The 17,226-nt window shown below is 58.4% G+C and carries 14 protein-coding genes; 1 reads left to right on the forward strand and 13 read right to left on the reverse strand.

Annotation, left to right across the window (positions count from 1 at the left end):
- Positions 1–32 precede the first annotated feature (32 nt).
- From HW273_RS00530 to HW273_RS00565, 8 genes are all read right to left on the reverse strand, one after another.
- Complete coding sequence (locus HW273_RS00530) at positions 33–2,330, reverse strand: hypothetical protein (protein WP_179009748.1); 2,298 nt, start codon at positions 2,328–2,330, stop codon at positions 33–35.
- Positions 2,327–3,175, reverse strand: a complete 849-nt coding sequence (locus HW273_RS00535) for a glycosyltransferase family 2 protein (RefSeq protein ID WP_179009749.1) — start codon at positions 3,173–3,175, stop codon at positions 2,327–2,329. The genes HW273_RS00530 and HW273_RS00535 overlap by 4 nt, the downstream gene beginning before the upstream one ends.
- A gap of 4 nt (positions 3,176–3,179) precedes the next feature.
- Positions 3,180–3,833 carry a D-sedoheptulose-7-phosphate isomerase gene (locus HW273_RS00540; RefSeq protein ID WP_179009750.1) on the reverse strand — a complete coding sequence of 218 codons (654 nt, stop codon included), beginning with the start codon at positions 3,831–3,833 and terminating at the stop codon, positions 3,180–3,182.
- Positions 3,800–4,411, reverse strand: a complete 612-nt coding sequence (locus tag HW273_RS00545) for a D-glycero-alpha-D-manno-heptose-1,7-bisphosphate 7-phosphatase (protein WP_179009751.1) — start codon at positions 4,409–4,411, stop codon at positions 3,800–3,802. Before HW273_RS00545 ends, HW273_RS00540 begins: the two co-directional genes overlap by 34 nt.
- The gene (locus HW273_RS00550; RefSeq protein WP_179009752.1) at positions 4,396–5,400 is read right to left on the reverse strand and encodes a GHMP family kinase ATP-binding protein; all 1,005 of its coding nucleotides are present in this window, start codon (positions 5,398–5,400) and stop codon (positions 4,396–4,398) included. Before HW273_RS00550 ends, HW273_RS00545 begins: the two co-directional genes overlap by 16 nt.
- On the reverse strand, positions 5,390–6,100 hold the full coding sequence (locus tag HW273_RS00555) for a nucleotidyltransferase family protein (protein ID WP_179009753.1): 711 nt from the start codon (positions 6,098–6,100) through the stop codon (positions 5,390–5,392). Before HW273_RS00555 ends, HW273_RS00550 begins: the two co-directional genes overlap by 11 nt.
- A gap of 137 nt (positions 6,101–6,237) precedes the next feature.
- On the reverse strand, positions 6,238–9,915 hold the full coding sequence (locus HW273_RS00560) for a glycosyltransferase (RefSeq protein WP_179009754.1): 3,678 nt from the start codon (positions 9,913–9,915) through the stop codon (positions 6,238–6,240).
- Entirely contained in the window at positions 9,912–11,288 is a 1,377-nt protein-coding gene (locus HW273_RS00565) for an ABC transporter ATP-binding protein (RefSeq protein WP_179009755.1), read from the reverse strand. Before HW273_RS00565 ends, HW273_RS00560 begins: the two co-directional genes overlap by 4 nt.
- A 339-nt stretch (positions 11,289–11,627) precedes the next feature.
- Between HW273_RS00565 and HW273_RS00570 the strand changes: the two genes are divergently transcribed.
- On the forward strand, positions 11,628–12,380 hold the full coding sequence (locus tag HW273_RS00570) for an aminoglycoside phosphotransferase family protein (protein WP_179009756.1): 753 nt from the start codon (positions 11,628–11,630) through the stop codon (positions 12,378–12,380).
- Between the two features lie 165 nt (positions 12,381–12,545).
- Here the strand turns inward: HW273_RS00570 and HW273_RS00575 are convergent, their stop codons facing one another.
- From HW273_RS00575 to HW273_RS11705, 5 genes are read right to left on the reverse strand one after another with little or no spacing between them, the layout of a single operon-like run.
- Positions 12,546–13,550, reverse strand: coding sequence for a DUF6382 domain-containing protein (locus HW273_RS00575; protein ID WP_179009757.1), 1,005 nt, complete (start codon positions 13,548–13,550; stop codon positions 12,546–12,548).
- An 11-nt stretch (positions 13,551–13,561) separates the two neighbouring features.
- Positions 13,562–13,813 carry a hypothetical protein gene (locus tag HW273_RS00580; protein WP_179009758.1) on the reverse strand — a complete coding sequence of 84 codons (252 nt, stop codon included), beginning with the start codon at positions 13,811–13,813 and terminating at the stop codon, positions 13,562–13,564.
- A 12-nt stretch (positions 13,814–13,825) separates the two neighbouring features.
- A complete protein-coding gene (locus tag HW273_RS00585) occupies positions 13,826–14,308 on the reverse strand; it encodes a prepilin peptidase (protein ID WP_179009759.1) in 483 nt (160 codons plus the stop codon).
- A 13-nt stretch (positions 14,309–14,321) separates the two neighbouring features.
- Positions 14,322–15,110, reverse strand: coding sequence for a hypothetical protein (locus HW273_RS00590; RefSeq protein ID WP_179009760.1), 789 nt, complete (start codon positions 15,108–15,110; stop codon positions 14,322–14,324).
- Positions 15,097–17,136 carry a DUF5702 domain-containing protein gene (locus tag HW273_RS11705; protein WP_179009761.1) on the reverse strand — a complete coding sequence of 680 codons (2,040 nt, stop codon included), beginning with the start codon at positions 17,134–17,136 and terminating at the stop codon, positions 15,097–15,099. Before HW273_RS11705 ends, HW273_RS00590 begins: the two co-directional genes overlap by 14 nt.
- Between the last annotated feature and the right edge of the window lie 90 nt (positions 17,137–17,226).

A 17,226-nucleotide genomic window follows, 5' to 3' on the forward strand; every position in this document is an offset into this window, starting at 1 on the left:
GCAAATGTAACGCGAATTTGCTTCATACGAGTTTACTCCGCACCTTCCAGAAGCCAGCTCTGATAGCGCCGGAGCTGCCGCTCCGTTTCCTCCCGGGAAAGTTCCGGTTTCGGAAGCCCCTCCCAGACATAGCGGAGCCGCTCCCGATCCACCAAGAGCAGCATATAGCCGCCCTCGCAGTCCATCTCCCGCAGCATCCCGTCCGAGAGCAATGCAGGCAGAAGCTGCCGGTTCCGCTCCGATTCCGGCTTCTCCAGGAAACGCCGCTCGAGATAAACATAATCCGTCTCCGCCCAATAGAGGAACCACTCGAAATAGCGGAGCTCGTCATAGAGCCCGGGGCTCCCGCCGGAGCCCTCCACATCCGTAATCGCCTGTACATTGCAGAGCAGCCGGTAAGCATCCGGTGTCTCCGAGAAGCTGAGCACCCGCGTCTTCGGATTCTCGGAAAGCTTCTCCCAGAAACGCAGGCTTCCCTTTGCCTGCTCCTCCTCCCGGATTACCGCGATATTGTCATAGTAACCCCGATTCACGAGATCGATAGGGGTGAAGCCCACCGCCCCTGCCCAGCTCGTAATCAGCGTCGTCGCGAGCGCCGGCAGGAAGAGGAGCCGGAATACCGGACGCGGCGGCAGGATTCTCCCCGACAGCGCGGCGAGCAGGAGGAGACAGTCGAAGAGAATGTAGTAATTGCCATCCACCTGCCAGAGCATCCCAAGGCTCAGGAGCGAAAAGGCGCCAACCGTGAAGAGCTGCGCATAGAGCAGTCTTCTCTCCCCGGAGAGCCTGATCCCCGCCACGCATTCCCTGCGGCGTTCCGTGAAAAGCAGCGCGAGCAGCGGCGGAATCCAGACGCCGCCCCAGGCGATCGCGACATGAAGCATATCCTCTCCGACCGGGCAGAACAGCAGCAGGAACAGGCGGCGAAGCAGGGACAGAAGGGCAATACCCGGACTGCGCGCGCCGCTGTAATCGATATGCGCGTCCAGATTGAAGGGCCAGTTCACCCGGAATCCCATGCGCTGAAACAGCGCCGTAAAGGTCGTGGAAACCGGCACGCCGGTGATACAGAGCGTCCGCAGTGTGACCAGTCCCGTGAAGGCAGTGCAGAAGAGCAGCGCCGGCAGTGCGCTTCGGAAGTCTGCCGCAGCAGCGCTTCGAGGGGCACTCTGCTCCACCCCTGTTTCCGCTCCCCCTGCCGCGCCCCGCGCTTCCGAATCGGCACAGAACAATCCATCTCTCCTGCCGCCCGCCTCCCTCCCTCGCGCGAGGCAGCGCTCCCGGAGAAGCTCTCCCGACAGCACGAGCAGAGAAAGGGTCGTGAAAACCACCGCCGTCGGCTTCAGCGAATAGCTGAAGATCCCCGCGGCAAGCCCCTTCCACGGCTTCTCCCGCAGAAAATAAAAGAGCAGCAGGAGCTGGAAAAGAAGCGTCAGCAGATCCGTCTTCGCCGTAAGCGACATATTGGTGACGGCACTCAGCATGAGGAGGATCTGCACTGCCAGATCCGCATGCAGACGGCTGCCGGAAAGCTGCCGGCTCAGAAGCCAGACCAGAAGGGCGATTGCCAGCAGCGTCCAGAACTGAAGCATAAAGGGCAGCGCGAAGCAGGGAAAGCTGCTGATCGGGGCGAGCAGCAGCTCCAGCCCCTTGGGATAGCTGTACACCGCATTGACCTGCCCCAGCGCCGAGAAGAAGCTTCCATTCAGGAGAACATAACGCGAGCGGAGCCCGTAGCGGAGCGAATCATAGTCCGCCGCGATATTCATCCGATTCAACTGGATCAGCAGAAAGGGCAGTGCATAGCTCAGGCGATAAACGCCATATGCCTCTCTCTCCGTTCCCTGCCCGTACCGCACTCCCTGCCGTTTCGCTGCCGCGCCGCCCCGCGCCGCGCTCCTGCCCGTACCGTCCCGGAAACGCCGGAGCATATCCCGCACCGCCCCAAGCTCTCCGAATATCCAAAGAAAGAGGAGGGCGAGCAGGGCGAAGTACAGTCCCGAAAGCAGAAAGGGCAGCAGCATCCTGTGCAGATAGAGCTCCGCCGAAAAAAGCAGGGAGACCAAAGCACCGTACCACCGCCGCGTGAGCCGTCCGTGCAAAAGGGAACCCTCCAGCAGGAAAAGAAGCGCCGTAACGAAAGAAAGCTCCGCTGCCGCAGAAAGGTTCTTCGGCTCCAGCAGCCGCTCCCAGTTCCCGGACAGGGGGTAGAAGAGCAGGAAGCCCAGCAGCGCGCCAATACAGGACAGGAAAAGAAGAGGACTGCTGCTCCTGTCAGCATCCTCTCTTCTGCCCTGTTTTTTTTCTGCCGCTCCGCTTTCGTAGCTCACCCTTCTCCGATTCCTCCTTTCCTCCGGTACGTCGAATAGGAGCTCCGGTAGAGCCGCAGCAGCAGCTTCGCCAAAAGCGGCCCATGCAGCTTCCGGAATTCCTCTTCTTCCTCCCGTTCCCGGTTATGACTCTTCATCTGCTGCATCGTCTCCGCTCCGGCGTGCACACGGTATGCCATCAGCGGCTTTTCCACGCAGATGAAGCGCCCCGGCAGCGCCGAGAGCCGAAGCAGCGTATCCCAGTCGATAATGAAGCGATAGTCGTTCCGGAACAGCGGCGCGCCGCAGAGCACGGAATTGTAGGTACAGGTCGGACAGCCGATCCCGTTCCCGAAGAGAAGCGCGCTCCGTTTCACAGCAGTCTGATCTGCCCTGCTCCGGTTTCGGAGACGGAACCGGAGCAGCCGCTTCACCCACTCCGCCTTCCCCGGAATCCTCCTGCCTGCGCCGTCTATCGTATCATAGCGGCAGCAGAAGACGGACATATCCGGAAATTCCCGATACGCGCGAAGGAGCTCCGCCGTATAATTCGAATAATAGAAATCGTCCTGATGCGCAATTGTGACGAGCCTCGCCCGCTTCCTGCCCTCCTCATAAGCGAAATTCCAGTCGTCGCGGAGATTCGGCTCCCCCTGCCGAAGCAGGAGCGGAAGCCCGTAACGCGCCGCGAGCGTATGAAGCTGCGGATTCTCCGTCGCGCTGCAGAGGAGGATCTCCGACGGGACGGTCTGCGCCCGGAGTGCCTGTATCTGCAGCTCCAGATATGGGGATTCCCCATAGGCGGCAAGTGCGAAGATATGCTCCGCCCTTCCCGCTTCCCCCGCCTTTCTCACATTCTCTCCCAAAGTCTCATTCCTCGAAATAAGTATCCTCCAGCATCAGGCAGAGCGCATGGTAGACCGGGAGATGATACTCCTGAATCCGATAGGTCTCCATGGACGGGACGATGATCGCGCAGTCCGCGCGCTTCGCCGCCCTGCCGCCGTCCTTTCCCGTCAGCACGATGGTGCGGATCTCCAGCGCCGCCGCCACCTCCAGCGCATAAAGCACATTCTGCGAATTGCCGGAGGTCGTGATCCCCAGCAGCACGTCTCCCGGCTTCCCATAGCCGAGCACCTGCTGTGCGAAGGTCATCAGCGGATCCTTGTCATTGGCAAACGCCGTGCTGAGACCGGTCTGCGCCGTCAGCGCAATCGCCGGAAGCCCCTGCTCAAGATTCTCCGCAAGCCGCAGCCCGTCCGCTGCGTCGATCTCCAAAAGGCGCTCCCGGAGCGTGGAATCAATTTTCCGCTTCCTGCAGAAGCCCTTCATCAGCTCGCCGACGATGTGCTCCGCATCCGCACAGGAGCCGCCGTTCCCGCAGACCAGCAGCTTTCCGTCCCGGTCGTAGCTGTCCCTGAGGATCTGATACGCCTCCCAGATCTGTCCGGATACTGTCCCAAGTGCCGGGTAGCGCTCGAGCAGGATCTCTAGCTGCCGTCTCGCTCTCTCTTCTCTATCCATCCGACTGCCTCCCCCATGCTTTCAAAGTATGCGTCATAGTCTCCCGGCGCAGCAAGCTCCCGCTCCGTTCTGCCGTAGCCGCTTCCGAGCAGGATTCCCTGTATCCCGAAATTGTGCCCCGCGATCGTGTCGATGCGCTTGTCGCCAAGCATATAGCTGTGCGCCCGGTCTACTGTCTCCCCAGCCGGGATATTCTCGAAGCGCCCCAGCTGCAGCTCCTCCGCCGCTCTCCGGAGCATCCCGGGTTTCGGCTTCCGGCAATCACAGTCCCGCCGGTAAACGCCGATCCCCTTCTCCGGATGATGCGGGCAGTAGTAAACCCTGTCAAGTCCCGCGCCCTCCCTCCGGAGCGTCTCATTCAGATACGCATTCAGACGCTCACAGTCCGCCTCCGCGTAGTAGCCCCGCGCGATGCCCGCCTGATTCGTGACCAGCACCAGCAGGAAGCCAAGCTCCCGAAGCCGCCGAAGCGCTTCCGGTACGCCCGGGATTATGCGAAGCTCCTCCGAACGGTGCAGGTAGCGCACCTCCTCGTTGATTGTTCCGTCCCGATCCAGAAATATCACCTTGCGCGCCAATTCTGTGCCCCTCTCAGTTCAAATACCCAGTCTGTCAGCTGCCCGCCCGCGTCGAGCAGCTTGTGCGCTACGATATGCCGGACATTGTAGGGGCAGTAGATCAGCAGGAAGCCGCCGCCGCCCGCGCCGAGCAGCTTGCCGCCAAGTGCCCCTGCTGCTCTCGCCTCCTCATAGAGCCGATCAATCTGCGGGGTCGTAATCTTTCTGGACATCCGCTTCTTCGCCTGCCAGCCGTCGTTCAGCAGGGAACCGAAGGTATTCAGCTCTCCCCGAAGCAGCGCGTCCTTCATGTCATAGGCGAGTGTTTTCACCTCGCACATCGCCTCGAAGGCAGAGCGATCCGCATAGTTCCTCACCTGATCGTCGATGATTCGCGCAGAGACGTGGATACCGCCGGTATAGCAGAGCAACAGATTATATTGCAGCTCGTTGATGATCTCCTTCCTGATGCGGAGCGGATTCACGACGACACGATTCCTGCCGTGGAATTCAATGAAGTTGAAGCCGCCGAAGGTCGCCGCGTACTGATCCTGATAGCCGCCGCTGATCCCGAGATCCAGCCGTTCCACCTGATAGGCGAGATCCGCGAGCTCATAGCCCTCGAGCTCGATATTCTGCCACTTCGCGATCGCCTTCAGAATCGCCACCATTACGGTGCTGCTCGTCCCCAGTCCGGAGCCCGCCGGCGCATCGCATTGGAGGAATACCTCGCAGCCCTCCCTTACCTCCATTGCCTTCATCGCCGCCTTGACGAGATCCAGCTTACCGTCGAAGATAATGTTCTCCTTTGCATTGAACTGCACCGTCATGTCGAAGTCCAGCGAGTGCACGATAATCTCTTCATCCTCCCGCGGCACGATGGAGCAGTACGCATATTTGTTGATGGTACTGCCGAGAATTGCCCCGCCCTGCTCCTCACAGAACGGTGCGACATCCGTTCCGCCGCCCCCGAACGAGATCCGAAGCGGCGCTCTGCCTCTATAAACCATGAAAGCATCCTTTCTCTGCGTCCGCGCAGAACTGTCGGTAGGACTCCGGGATACCGATGTCAATGAAGTAGCCCTCCGACCTCTTCACGCCGATGCCGATTCCCGCCGCGAGCCATGCCGGGATCTCCTCGTTCTCGAGGCTGCGCTTCCCCTCCGGGATCCGCTCGATGAGCGCCCGCCTGATGAGGTAGATCCCGCCGTTGATCTCCCCGCTCCTGTGCTCCTCCGACTTCTCATTCCACGAGAGCAGGCGGTTCCCCCGGCGCTTCACCTCCCCGTAGCGGGAAATGTCCGGCACCTCTCTCGTATAGAGTGCCATGGAAAATTTCCCTGCATCCAACAGGCGCTTCAATGCGAGGTAGTCGATCCGGTAGAAGGTATCGGCATTCAGCACGAAGACCTCCTCCTCATGCACCAGCGGCAGCGCGTTGCGGAGCGCCCCGCCGGTGCCCAGTGGCTCCTTCTCATAGGCATATCGCGCCGTGATGCCGAAGCGGCTGCCGTCCCCGAAGTAGTCCTCCACCATCCTTCCCTTGTAGCCGGCTGCGAAGATCAGCTCCGTGATGCCCTGCGCCCGCAGCTCGTCTGTCACATATTCCATAAACGCCTTGCCGTGAATGTCGGCAAGCGGCTTCGGTCTGTCAGAGACCACCGGCCGCAGCCTCGTTCCGAGCCCGCCGCATAAAAGTATTGCCTGCAAAACAGCCCTCCTCGTATCTGCCGCATCGCTGCCGTGCCGCATATTCCCGGGTTTCGACAGACTTCTGCACTTAATGTTCGCAGCCCACATGCCATTGACGTGCGCCCCGGAAAATGCTCGCAGAACCCGGCAGACTGCTATGCTGAAAAGTCGTCCGCAATCCTGCTCCAGGCACCCTCTACGGAGAAATGCTCCTTCACGAAGGCAGCCGCCTGCTCGGACAGCCGCTTCCGCGCCGGAAGATCATGGTAGAGCCGCACCGCCGTCTCCGCGAAGGCCTTCTCCTGATCCGCGATCATCAGCGCCTGCTCGACGCCGGGAATCCCCTCCGCACCGCAGGAGGTCGTCAGAATCGCTGCGCCCTCATGCAGCGCCTCTACGACCTTGCCCTTCACCCCTGCACCGTAACGGAGCGGAACCACCACGAGCCGCGCCTCCTGATACAGCTCCGAGAGCCGTTCGTCGCTGACGAAGCCGAGCACCTCTATCCCCTCCTGCTCCGAAAGCGCCTTCACCTCCGAATCCGCCTTCGAGCCGACAATCCGGAACACGATGTCCGGGATCTGCCGCCGGATCTCGGGGAAAATCTCCCGCGCAAACCAGAGCACGCCATCCTTATTGGGTGGATGCGCGAAGCCGCCGACGAAGAGCAGCCCCTCCTTCTTCGCATAGTCAGTCCTGCGTGCCGCCGCCTCCGGGAAGATATAAGCGGTAATCGCCTTCACACGGATGCTCGGATCGATCTCACGGATCGCATCCACCTCGATCTCCGACGGATAATAGCTGATATCCGCCTTCTTCATCACGGAGAGCTCGACGCCCCTCCAGTATTCCGCATCCTCCAGCACCGCCGGATCCTTCGTGAGCGCGTACTCCCGCATTTCCCGCAGGAAATGCAGATCGTGTCCATAGAAAATACACTTCCAGTCCGTATGCTCCCGGATGAAGTCAATATACTTCGCCGTGATATGCGGACGGTTCAGATAGGCAATGTCGATCATATCCCGGTTCCGCTCGATCCAGCCCCAGATATCCGCCTGCATTTTCTGCCCGCAGAGCACCTCGATCCCCATCTGCTGAAGCACTCCGGTGTAGGGCTGCTCCGAGAGGAAGTTGTCCCCGAGGAACTTCACCCGATAGCCCATCCGCACGAACATCTGCAGGTACTGGAAGGTCGTCTTCGAGCCGGCGTCCCTGTCCCAGGTAGGAACATAGTGATCTACAACCAGGATATATCTCTTGTCCCTGCCGCGCTCCCGCGCCTTGAAGGGATTCGGGCTGCCGTCATTGATATACTGCTGCCTGAGCTCCTCCCTCCACTTCTCACGGAACTTCTCCTGATTCAGGAGCTGGTAGCGCTTAAGCCCCGTTCCGTTCACATCCGTCCCGTTCGAGATCCCCTCATAATGCGTCACGACAGACTGCGGCTGGTAAACAACCCGATAGCCCAGCTTCCGTACCGAGAAAGCGAGATCCGAGTCCTCGCAGTATGCCGGCGCAAACCTCTCATCGAAGCCGCCCAGCTCCTTCCAGAGCCGCCGCCGGATCAGGATCGCCGCACCGGAGATGTAATCCACCTCCTTCACATAGTTATACTCCGGATCCATCGGATTCTGCAGACGTCCATAATTCCAGCCGGATGCGTCCGACCAGATAATGCCGCCCGCCTCCTGCAGACGCCCGTCCGGATAGACCAGCTTCGAGCCCGCCATGCCGATCGTCGCATCCTGCTGCAGCAGCACCGTGAGAGGGCGGAGCCAGCCCTCCGATACGGTCGTATCATTGTTTAAAAAGAAAATATACTCGCCCCTTGCGAGCGCAGCCGCCTGATTGCAGTTCCTCAGGAAGCCCATATTCTCCGTATTTCTCGCGATCACAAGGTTCTTTGTATACTCCCGGAGATCTCTGGTCGCGTCCGTAGATACGTCGTCCGCGATGATGACCTCATAGGGCGTTTCTGTCTGATCCGTATGCCGAAGGATCGAGGAAAGGCAGCGGTAGGTATAGCCGATCTGATTATAGCAGGGAATGACAATTGACACCAGCGGCTGCTCCTGCCGCTCGAAGCAGAGCATCCCCTCCCGGAGATAATCCTCCCCGATCCGGAAATCGCCACGAATCCGGTTTCTGCCGGAGGCGGTAAAATACATCGGAAGCATCCGGAGCGGATGTCGGAGCGTACGAAGTACATAGCCCATCCGCTTTCGCTTCCGGGAGCCGAGCGGAAATCTCCGGTTATAGCCCTCCCGAATACGGCAGCGGATGCGGGAGGGCAGACTCTGGTGTGCCTGATAGTAGGCGAGATCCCGCTGCAGGCTGGAGATATCCGTCTCATGCGTCTCTATGACCTTCTCCAGATTTCCCACATGAATGTTGGTGAGACGCTGCACCTCTCGTTCCTTCCTGATCGTAATATCCCGCTCAGAAAGCTCCCGCTTCAGCTCCTCGATCACCTCTATGCTGTGCCGAAGCTCCGTCTTCTGCCGTTCGAAGTTCTTCACACTGATCTGTGACTGCCGGTATGCCCAGACATTACCTGCTTCTCCCTCGCCATGAATCCCGCTCTGCAGCCTCTCCTCCTGCGCCGCACAGCTCCGGATCGAAACCGACCGGAAGCCGAAGAGCCGCAGAAAATCCGAAAGCTCCGGATAGGAAAGCCTGGAGCGATAGCGCTCATACCAGTAACGCAGCATCCGATAACGCAGGAACTCTGCACTCGTTTTCTCCGCTGTCACCCACTCGCAGTCGATCAGCATCGGCACACCGTCCTGCAGCAGGACATTCTCGAAGAGACAGTCCAGATTTGCCGGAGAAAGCTCCCCCTCCTCCTTTCCGAGAAGCAGGCACATTGTTTCCGTAAGCTCCGTAAGCGGCGCGGCACCGTCCCGAATCCGTTCTGCAAGCAGCTCACCGACGCTCTTTCCATCAATATAAGGGTACAACACAGAAGCACAGCCGCCCGACGCCGTCCGCTGCTTCTCCTCCCGGAGCACCCGAAGCTGCGGGTTCGCCGCCGCAAGCATGGCAGCGCGCTCCGGCAGCGCCTCGATATGTGCATTCGCCACTGGCGAGAGGCTCTCCTTCAGGACATGACGCATCCCCTTCTCATCCCGCAGAATCTCCGTCTTGATGCGGAACTCCTCTCTGCGGCTGGAATTGTACTTCATATACAACGGCTTCCAGGAGCGGAAGCCCCAGTCATGCACGAGCTTCGGCTGCACCGGACGGAAGCGGTAGAGATAGGCAGGCGCAAACGCCGGGAAGCTCCCCGCGGACAGCAGCGCATCCGTCGCCGTATCCTCCTCGCCCGGAAGCGGCAGCCTGTCCGGAGAGTAAAGGTGCAGCGGCAGCTCCAGCGAGGGCATCGGAAAATACAGACTCTCCGAAGAATTCGGGAAACGCTGCCGAAGACTCTCCCGGAGCGCCGCGAGCTCCGCGTAGCTCAGGTACGAAAGCCGCTCTTCATAGATCCCGCTGACGAGCCGCTCAGGCTCATGGCGATTTGCGATGCCGAGCACGAGCTCTCCGCCCGGATTCAGATGCTCCTCCGAAAGTACTGTCAGCATCCGCTCCGGCTTTCCGCCGAACAGATGCAGCACCCGCTTTTCGAGATACGGTATGACAATATAATCATATTTCCCGTCGAGCATCTGCACGGAAACACTGCGAACCCGCTTCTCGAGCAGCTCCTGAAACGGGCGCAGCTCCTCAGGGTCTCCCAGCAGCAGAACCGAAGCCGCCTGCTCCAGACCGCTCTCCGCCCGCGCAAAGTAGATCCATTCGATCAGATTGCTTCTATGCTGCACAAAACTCATGCTTCATGCCTTTCCAGAGTCACCTCCGACTCCATATCATAGATTCCCACGGTGTTTTTGTTGGAAAGCACCGTCAGACTCAGAATATCATACTTCCGGTCATAGACCGTATGCTCTCCCTGCTCGAAGCCCGTGCAGGAGATCGACAGGAGGTACTCGCCTCCCTGCAATGTCATCCTCTGCCGGAAGGTGCAAACATACTCGTCTCCGGCGCGAACCGGCGCGATATCCTGTCCCTCGAACATCGTATTCGTCCCGGAGAGATCCATGCCGCGCTTGTCCTTGATCGTGAAGGTAAAGATCGGGCTCTCGATCTCCGCATGGAAGCGGATCCTCTCCACGATGGAGAACTCCTCCCCCTTCAGCAGCACGTTCGTCAGCTTCCCGTGCGCGTCCCGGATCCCGATATCATAAATCTCCGCCTTGCCGTTGCCGTAATGCTGCACATTCGGGTTGACCGGAAGCCGCGACTGCATCAGCTCTCCCGGCGCATCCTCCCCGCTGTCCTCCCGCTTCTCTCCCGCAGCGCTGTCTCCTGCCTGTCCTCCGTCCGGAAGTCCTGCCGCGCCGACCGACGTTACGCCGAAGTCCTGTCCGTCTACGAAATCCTCATTGCCGGTATACTGCCCCGCCAGAATCTTCTTATAAAGGTCGACCATCTCGCCCGGACGCCCCTCCGCGACCTTCTCCCCGCGATTCAGAAGAACCACGCGGTCGCAGTATTTCATCACCGAGCCCAGATCATGCGTCACCATCAGGATCGTCGTGCCCCTCCGCTTCAGCTCGTCCATGCGATGATAGCACTTCGCCTGGAAAAAGACATCGCCGACCGAGAGCGCTTCGTCCACGATCAGCACATCCGGATCCACAGAGATATAGAGCGCGAAGGCAAGGCGGACAAACATACCGCTCGAATATGACTTCACAGGCTGGTATACGAAGTCCCCGATGTCCGCGAAATCGAGAATGTCCTGCAGCTTCGCGTCCATCTCTGCCCGCGTAAAGCCCATCATCGTCCCGTTCATATAGATATTCTCAATGCCGGTATAGTCCTGGTTGAAGCCTGCTCCCAGCTCCAGCAGCGCGCAGACCGTCCCCTCTGTCCGAAGTGTTCCCGCGCTCTGGGTCAGCACGCCGGTAATGATCTTCAGCATCGTCGATTTCCCTGAGCCATTGGTTCCGATGATCCCGACCGCCTCTCCGCGCCGCACCTCGAAGCTTACATTCCGGAGAGCATAGAAATCCCGATGGTAATTTCTGTGCGTGAGGCTGACGGATTCCTTCAAACGGTCAATCGGCCTGTCGTAAAGCCGGTATATTTTCGTAATATCGGAGACCTGTATCATTGTCTCCCGCGTTTTTTGCTCTGTCATAAATTCCCTGTTATTTTTCTCATGCCGTCGAAAGGGCATACCGCACGGTTTGTACCCGGATTTTGTCCATAGACACATCTCCTTCATACCGTATCCGCCCCTCGCATTGTTATACAGTATAGCATACGCTTCCGTCCAGCGCACTACTTATGGCTGTACTGATTTATTCCTGCTTTACGCGCCATTGGCGCGCATTCCTGCGCAGGTTTTCCACTTTTCCTCCCGCTTTGTTCGTTTTTCACAAAATCTCTATTCCATTTTCCCTCAATATCGTGTAAAATATGAATATCAGTTAGGGTGGTTTTTGTCCTGTATGGACGCTACCCAAAGGAGTTGAATATGGCAAAAGAGTTGATTTCCAAAAACGGACCGAAGAGTATCTACGTGGACGGAGACAGAGTCTACAAGGTGTTTGAGAAGGGCTTCCCAAAGGATGAGGTGCTCCACGAGGCGTTTGTCACCGCCAGAGTAGAGCAGATCGACGGTCTGAATGTATCGAAGATTCTGGGCATCTCTACGGATGAGGAGGGATGCTTTGTCATCGAGAAGGAATACATCCCGGGGAAGACGCTGCTCGAGCTGATGCGGGCGCATCCGGAGCGGGAGGACGAGTACATCGAAAAAATGGTCGAGCTCCAGCTGCTGGTCTTCTCCAAAAAAGCGCCGCTGCTCCAGAAGATGAAGGACAAGATCACCTATCAGATCAATGGTCTGAATACCATCGATGCCTCCACTCGCTATGAGCTTCTGACACGGCTGGAATCGATGCCGAAGCACTTCAAGCTCTGTCATGGAGACTTCCGCCCCTCCAATATCATCGTCCGGGACGACGGCAGCATGTACCTGATCGACTGGGTACACGCAACACAGGGCAACGCCTCCGGCGATGTGGCGAGAACCTACATCACCCTTTATCTGGAGGATGAGACGCTCGCGAAGAAATACTACAACTGCTTCTGCGCGAAGACGCATACCGACTCCTCCTACGTCAACAAATGGCTGCCGGTGATTGCCGCCGCCAATCTGACGAAGGAACGTCCGGAGGAGACTGCGCTCCTCGAGAGCTGGCTGAATATCGCGGATCATATGTAGGATTTGCCGAAATATTTTCTATCCTGCTCATCCGAAGAGCCCCTGCTGCGAAGGAAGCTTCGCAGCAGGGGCTCTCTTTCTTCGCTCCCATCTTATCTGCTTCGATCCGATCCTGTCCCGCCTGCAATTGATCGCGGAAGCTGCCGGGCTCAAAGCAGCACCTCCCTAGGATTCCGTCTCCGGTAAGCGCAGCAGCATCGCGTCCATGATCAGGCAAAGGACGATCCCGCCGTCGATCAGAAGCACCAGCGGAAGAAAATGCAGCAGCGACTCCCTTCCCTCCAGCAGAAAGAGCCCGCCCGGAATTCCCGTAAGAAGCAGAACGCCCAGAAGCAGCTTCCCGTATCGGGCAAGCCATGCCGGGAGATCGCAGGGCTTCTCCGCCCCCGCATGCAGGTCGATCTCGTACTCGGCGCCGCTTTCCGGCTGCAGTACCTTCTCACTCTCCTTGTCTCCCACCGTTTCCGCGGCGTCCTCCCGTTCTCTGATCCCAGCAGGTGCTGCACTTGCTCCTCCCGGCTCCTGTTCCGGACTCGCCGGAGATAAGGCTCTCTCCATCCCGACAAAACGGAAGACGCCATCCGTCTCTGCGGACTCCGCACACATCTCCTCCCTCTCCTGCCGTACTACCTGCAGGAAATCTCCGATTTTGAAGCTCTCCCGCGAGAGCTTCCTGAGCAGCCGGTATGCCAGTACGATCGTCTGCTCAGAATCATAGTCGATATGCTCCAGTACCCAGCGAAAAAAACGCCGAAGTCCCTCAAGAAAGCTCTCCTGCTTTCCCGGCAGCAGCGCAAACAGCAGCCTCATCCGCCCCTCCTCATAGAAAATCAAAGACGGCTCCCATAGTACACGCTCCTCCGAAAGGAGATACCGCTCCAGCGTCTCCAGCAGTAAATTCAGCTGCTCAACGAAGCGCCTGAGAAAGTCCTCTCCGATACTCCGATTCTCGAAGAACTGCTCCAGACTGACCGCGTTCGAGGCATCATAGCAGAAGCAGCCCCTCCCATCTGCCGCGCGGAAGCTGACCGGCAGTACGCCCGAAATCTCCGTATTGAGAAGCATCTTATTCTCATAACACCCGAAGACCTCCTCCTCTGTCAGCTCCGTTTCCATGCACAAAAGACTGTGCCGAAGCGAATTCTCCATCCGGCAGCGGATCTCTTCCATATTCCCTCCTCTCAGCCACACTCAAACCATGGCTCATTTTTCGCTGTGTCGATCCGATCCTCCAGTATGGTCATGCCCCGCATGAATTTCTCCGGCTGAAATAAGCTCTTCTCTTCCTCCGGACTATGACCCTTCTGCTCCTCCTCGATATGAAACGTGCTGAAATGATAGAGCTCCTGATGATACTGTATCGTCCCGTTCAGAAGATAAAAAATTGCCGCCAGTGAGATCGCCAGCACATAGCTGAGCTCGATTGTATACATAATGAATTCCTCCTAAAGGCTCGGAAACGCGCGCAGCAGAATCGGCAGCGCAGGAATCAGGCAGGGCAGAAAGGGAATGCTTCGCTTCCGCATACTCTTTCCCTTCCACCTCCCGTAGGCAAGCAGTCCGATGCTGACGAGTGCAGAGGTAAAAAGCCCCAGCAGCAGAATCAGAAGGAGCGGCAGCCCCGGAATATAGCAGCCGGACAGCAGGAAGAAGAGTCCATCCCCAAACCCCACTGCTTCTCCGGAAAAAAGACCCAGCAGGAGCAGCAGCGCCCCGGGTGCGAAAGAGAGCATCAGCTGCAGGATCCCGCGAAAAGAGAACGGCTCGGAGATACTGACGAGCCGGAGCAGAAATGCCGGAACCCCGAAGAGAAAAAGCCCGAAAAGCAGATAGGAGGGGAGCGTCCGGCTCCAGATGTCATGACAGATACAGAGAAAAAAACTCAGCAGATAGAAGCAAAGCACAATACTCGTCAAGAGCGACGGCATAACTTCTCCTTTCTCAGGCGGCGCAGCGGCAGCAGCCATGCCGCCCCTCCGCAATTGCCTGCTTCAATGTGATGATATGCGGATGGCTCTGCATCGCAGGGCAGGAGCTTGCGCTGTGGAAGCGCTTCCCGCCCTCCGTGAAATACACCAGCGCCGCATCCTTCTCCGGCTTGCAGCAATGGCAGGGCTGATACCGCTCTCCAAAGCGATTCCGCATGTTTGCAAGCTCCGCCGCACTGCCGCTCTGAAAGCTGCTGCGGAGATAGGAGCAGTTCCGATCCGTATGGTAGACGGCATCGCTCCGGCTGCCGATGTAGACCAGCTGCTCCTCCCCCTCCTCATCCTCCTCCGAGAATCGGTAGGGTCTCGCCCCGATCCACGCCCTCCGGCTCGCAACCACCTGCCCCGTAAAGCCCTTCCTGTGCAGAAACGGGAAAGGAATATTAACCGCGTAATTCAGTACGAGCAGGATCTCCTCCTCCCCGATCCTGCTCTCGGACAGGAGATCCAGCCGTTTCATCCCCTCTGTCTGAAGCTCCTGCCGTACTTTAAGGATGGAAAGCCCTGTCTCTGCCGCGGAGACCGTTTCGGAGGAAAGCTTCAGCCTGCCCGTACGCTTCCCGTAATATTCCAGATACTTCCACTTCGCGAGCTGCCGCGCATTTCTTTCCAGCACCACCGTGGTATGAAGCTGCTGTCGGAGCGCAAGCATAGGTGTCAGCAGGATAAGCATACAGAAGAGCAGGATACTGAGAGAGCACGCCGCCTCCACCGTGATGGAGCCGCGGCTACATCGTATCATTTTTGTATCGGTAGCTGCTCCGGAGCGCAAAGGAATAACTCTGCTCATCATTTTTCCCCCTCAACAGAGCGACGATCCTCTGCTCCGCCAAAATATGTCTGGAGGACAGATCCGCCGTCGCAGAGACGCCATACAGACAATGTGAAAAGCCGAAGCGGCGGGAGGCATCCTCCCCGACCTTCCGCAGATTCCGCTGCATGGCGATCTGCATCCGATGCAGGACGAGATCCTGTCCCCGCAGTCCCTCTCCAAAAAGAAATATGCGAAGATAATCCTGGTAAGAAAGTCCCTGCCATGTTCCCCCGCTTGGCGGCAGACTTTTTTCCTTCCCCATCCACAAAAGCTCCTCCAAGGACAGTCGAAAGCTCTCCTCTGTATGAAGAAACGGAACTCTCCCGTTCTCGAGCAGCATCTGCACATCCAGAAGCGCCTGCCCGTACGCCCATACCCCCAGTACGAAGAAGGTCAGCACAGAAATCAGAATCGGATTCGCTGTCACACAGAGCATCGTCGTCACAAACCCTCGCGCCGCCGCCCGCTTCGTCGGCGTCTGATAGAGAAAAAGCAAATTCATCAGCTCTCGGAGCAAAACAAGCCGCCGAACTACCTCGGAAAGGTTCTCATAATCGTTATCCTTTCCCGAAAGAAGATATTCTGCTTCCAGCTGTGTGGAACCACTCGGCGGCAGCGGCTGTGCGGAATCACTCGGCGGCAGCGGTCCCGAAGACGGTGCAGGATGAAAGAGGCCGAAATACCGCAGGCTATACTCTCCCAGTACCGCGATATCAAGCGGCGATGCCGCAGATACCGCTCGAAGCGTCGCATCCTCCGTGAATACCGCCTCCCGGGACGGCATCGCCGCGCCGGAGGGAAACAGGCGCTCCAGAAGCTTCCCCTCCCAGAGCTCCCGAACATTGTCCAGGCTTCGTTTCGTTTCCGCATGTATCACCGAAGCCTCCGCCTCATAGCGGAGCAGGGAAAGCGCGCTCCAGCGCCGCTCCGCAGAGCTGTAGAAGCGATGAACTGCTTCATAGATCTCCTCCTCTCCCTCGTCCTCCTCATCCAGCTCCGAAAGCGCTTCCTCCGCCCACGCCTCAAGCTCCCGTACCTCCTGTACCAGTCCGTCCGTATCCGCCGACAGACCCTCCGCCTGCGCGCTCATCCCGCCGATCTCTTCCCGCAGTATACCCTTTTCCGAAATATAGCTCTCATATTCCCGGATCTCTGCCTCTGCAAGCTCTGCACTCTCCTCCCCTAAGGATATCTTCTCTGCCTCATAGCGCTGCCGAAGTCCAGCAACCTGCTCCGAGAGGCGATCCGCGGCTTTCTGAAATTTCCGCACTGCGTCCCTATGCTTCTTCCAGAGCTCCTGCAGCTTCTCTGCGGCACGGTAAAACCCGTCCGCGTCCTCCGCCGACAGGCAGCGCTGCGCGCTTTCATGCACGCTCTGCTCCTCTTTGCAGAGCTTCGAAATCTCCAGCAGCGCATCCTCGATCGCCTGCAGTGACCTGCTGTCCACCTGATAGGCACGCTGCACTGTCTCCATCGGCTCACTTTCTCCTGCATGGCAGCACAGCTGCCGGAGCTCTCCGGGCAGATCCGTCGCCATGCACTCCTGCTCCGCAAATCGAATCGCAGATTCCACCAGTCCGAACTGCATATATTCGAGGATCTCCTCCTCCATCGCATTTCCTTCAGAAAGCAGGCTGTGCCCGTCAAAAAGCAGATCCTCCCTCTCCAGACGCACCGGAAAGAGATCCTTGCAGTCAAGGTAGGGGAGCAGGAAGCCATGCAGCTCATCCATCAGGTCTCCGTCCTCCCGGTATTCCAGACCCAGTATCCGATACCGTTCCCAGAGCGTTCTGTGATACTGAGAGAACAGGGACTCCATGGCAGAATCCAGTGCGACCTGCATATAGAAGCGCTGCGAGAAGCTGCGGGCAGACTCCGTAATCGTCAGGATCAACGCCGCAATCATGGCGAAAATCAAGGAAAAAAATATACTGATAGAAGCTCTTCGCGGCACTCTCCGCCTCCTCTCCATAGGATCCCTGTACTGCTCGCGTTCCGAGACGGGAGACGGGCAGCTCTCTCCCACCGAACGCATATTCGGCAG

Origin of the sequence: Oribacterium sp. oral taxon 102 (genome assembly GCF_013394775.1) — a bacterium.
Taxonomy (GTDB): domain Bacteria; phylum Bacillota; class Clostridia; order Lachnospirales; family Lachnospiraceae; genus Oribacterium.

Excerpts from the sequence above, each read along its gene's own strand:
- HW273_RS00550 (WP_179009752.1), bottom strand. The coding sequence starts at position 5,400 with ATGGTTTATAGAGGCAGAGCGCCGCTTCGGATCTCGTTCGGGGGCGGC.
- HW273_RS00585 (WP_179009759.1), bottom strand. The coding sequence starts at position 14,308 with ATGCCGTCGCTCTTGACGAGTATTGTGCTTTGCTTCTATCTGCTGAGT.
- HW273_RS00570 (WP_179009756.1), top strand. The coding sequence starts at position 11,628 with ATGGCAAAAGAGTTGATTTCCAAAAACGGACCGAAGAGTATCTACGTG.
- HW273_RS00575 (WP_179009757.1), bottom strand. The coding sequence starts at position 13,550 with ATGGAAGAGATCCGCTGCCGGATGGAGAATTCGCTTCGGCACAGTCTT.
- HW273_RS00540 (WP_179009750.1), bottom strand. The coding sequence starts at position 3,833 with ATGGATAGAGAAGAGAGAGCGAGACGGCAGCTAGAGATCCTGCTCGAG.
- HW273_RS00560 (WP_179009754.1), bottom strand. The coding sequence starts at position 9,915 with ATGAGTTTTGTGCAGCATAGAAGCAATCTGATCGAATGGATCTACTTT.
- HW273_RS00580 (WP_179009758.1), bottom strand. The coding sequence starts at position 13,813 with ATGTATACAATCGAGCTCAGCTATGTGCTGGCGATCTCACTGGCGGCA.
- HW273_RS00565 (WP_179009755.1), bottom strand. The coding sequence starts at position 11,288 with ATGACAGAGCAAAAAACGCGGGAGACAATGATACAGGTCTCCGATATT.
- HW273_RS00590 (WP_179009760.1), bottom strand. The coding sequence starts at position 15,110 with ATGATACGATGTAGCCGCGGCTCCATCACGGTGGAGGCGGCGTGCTCT.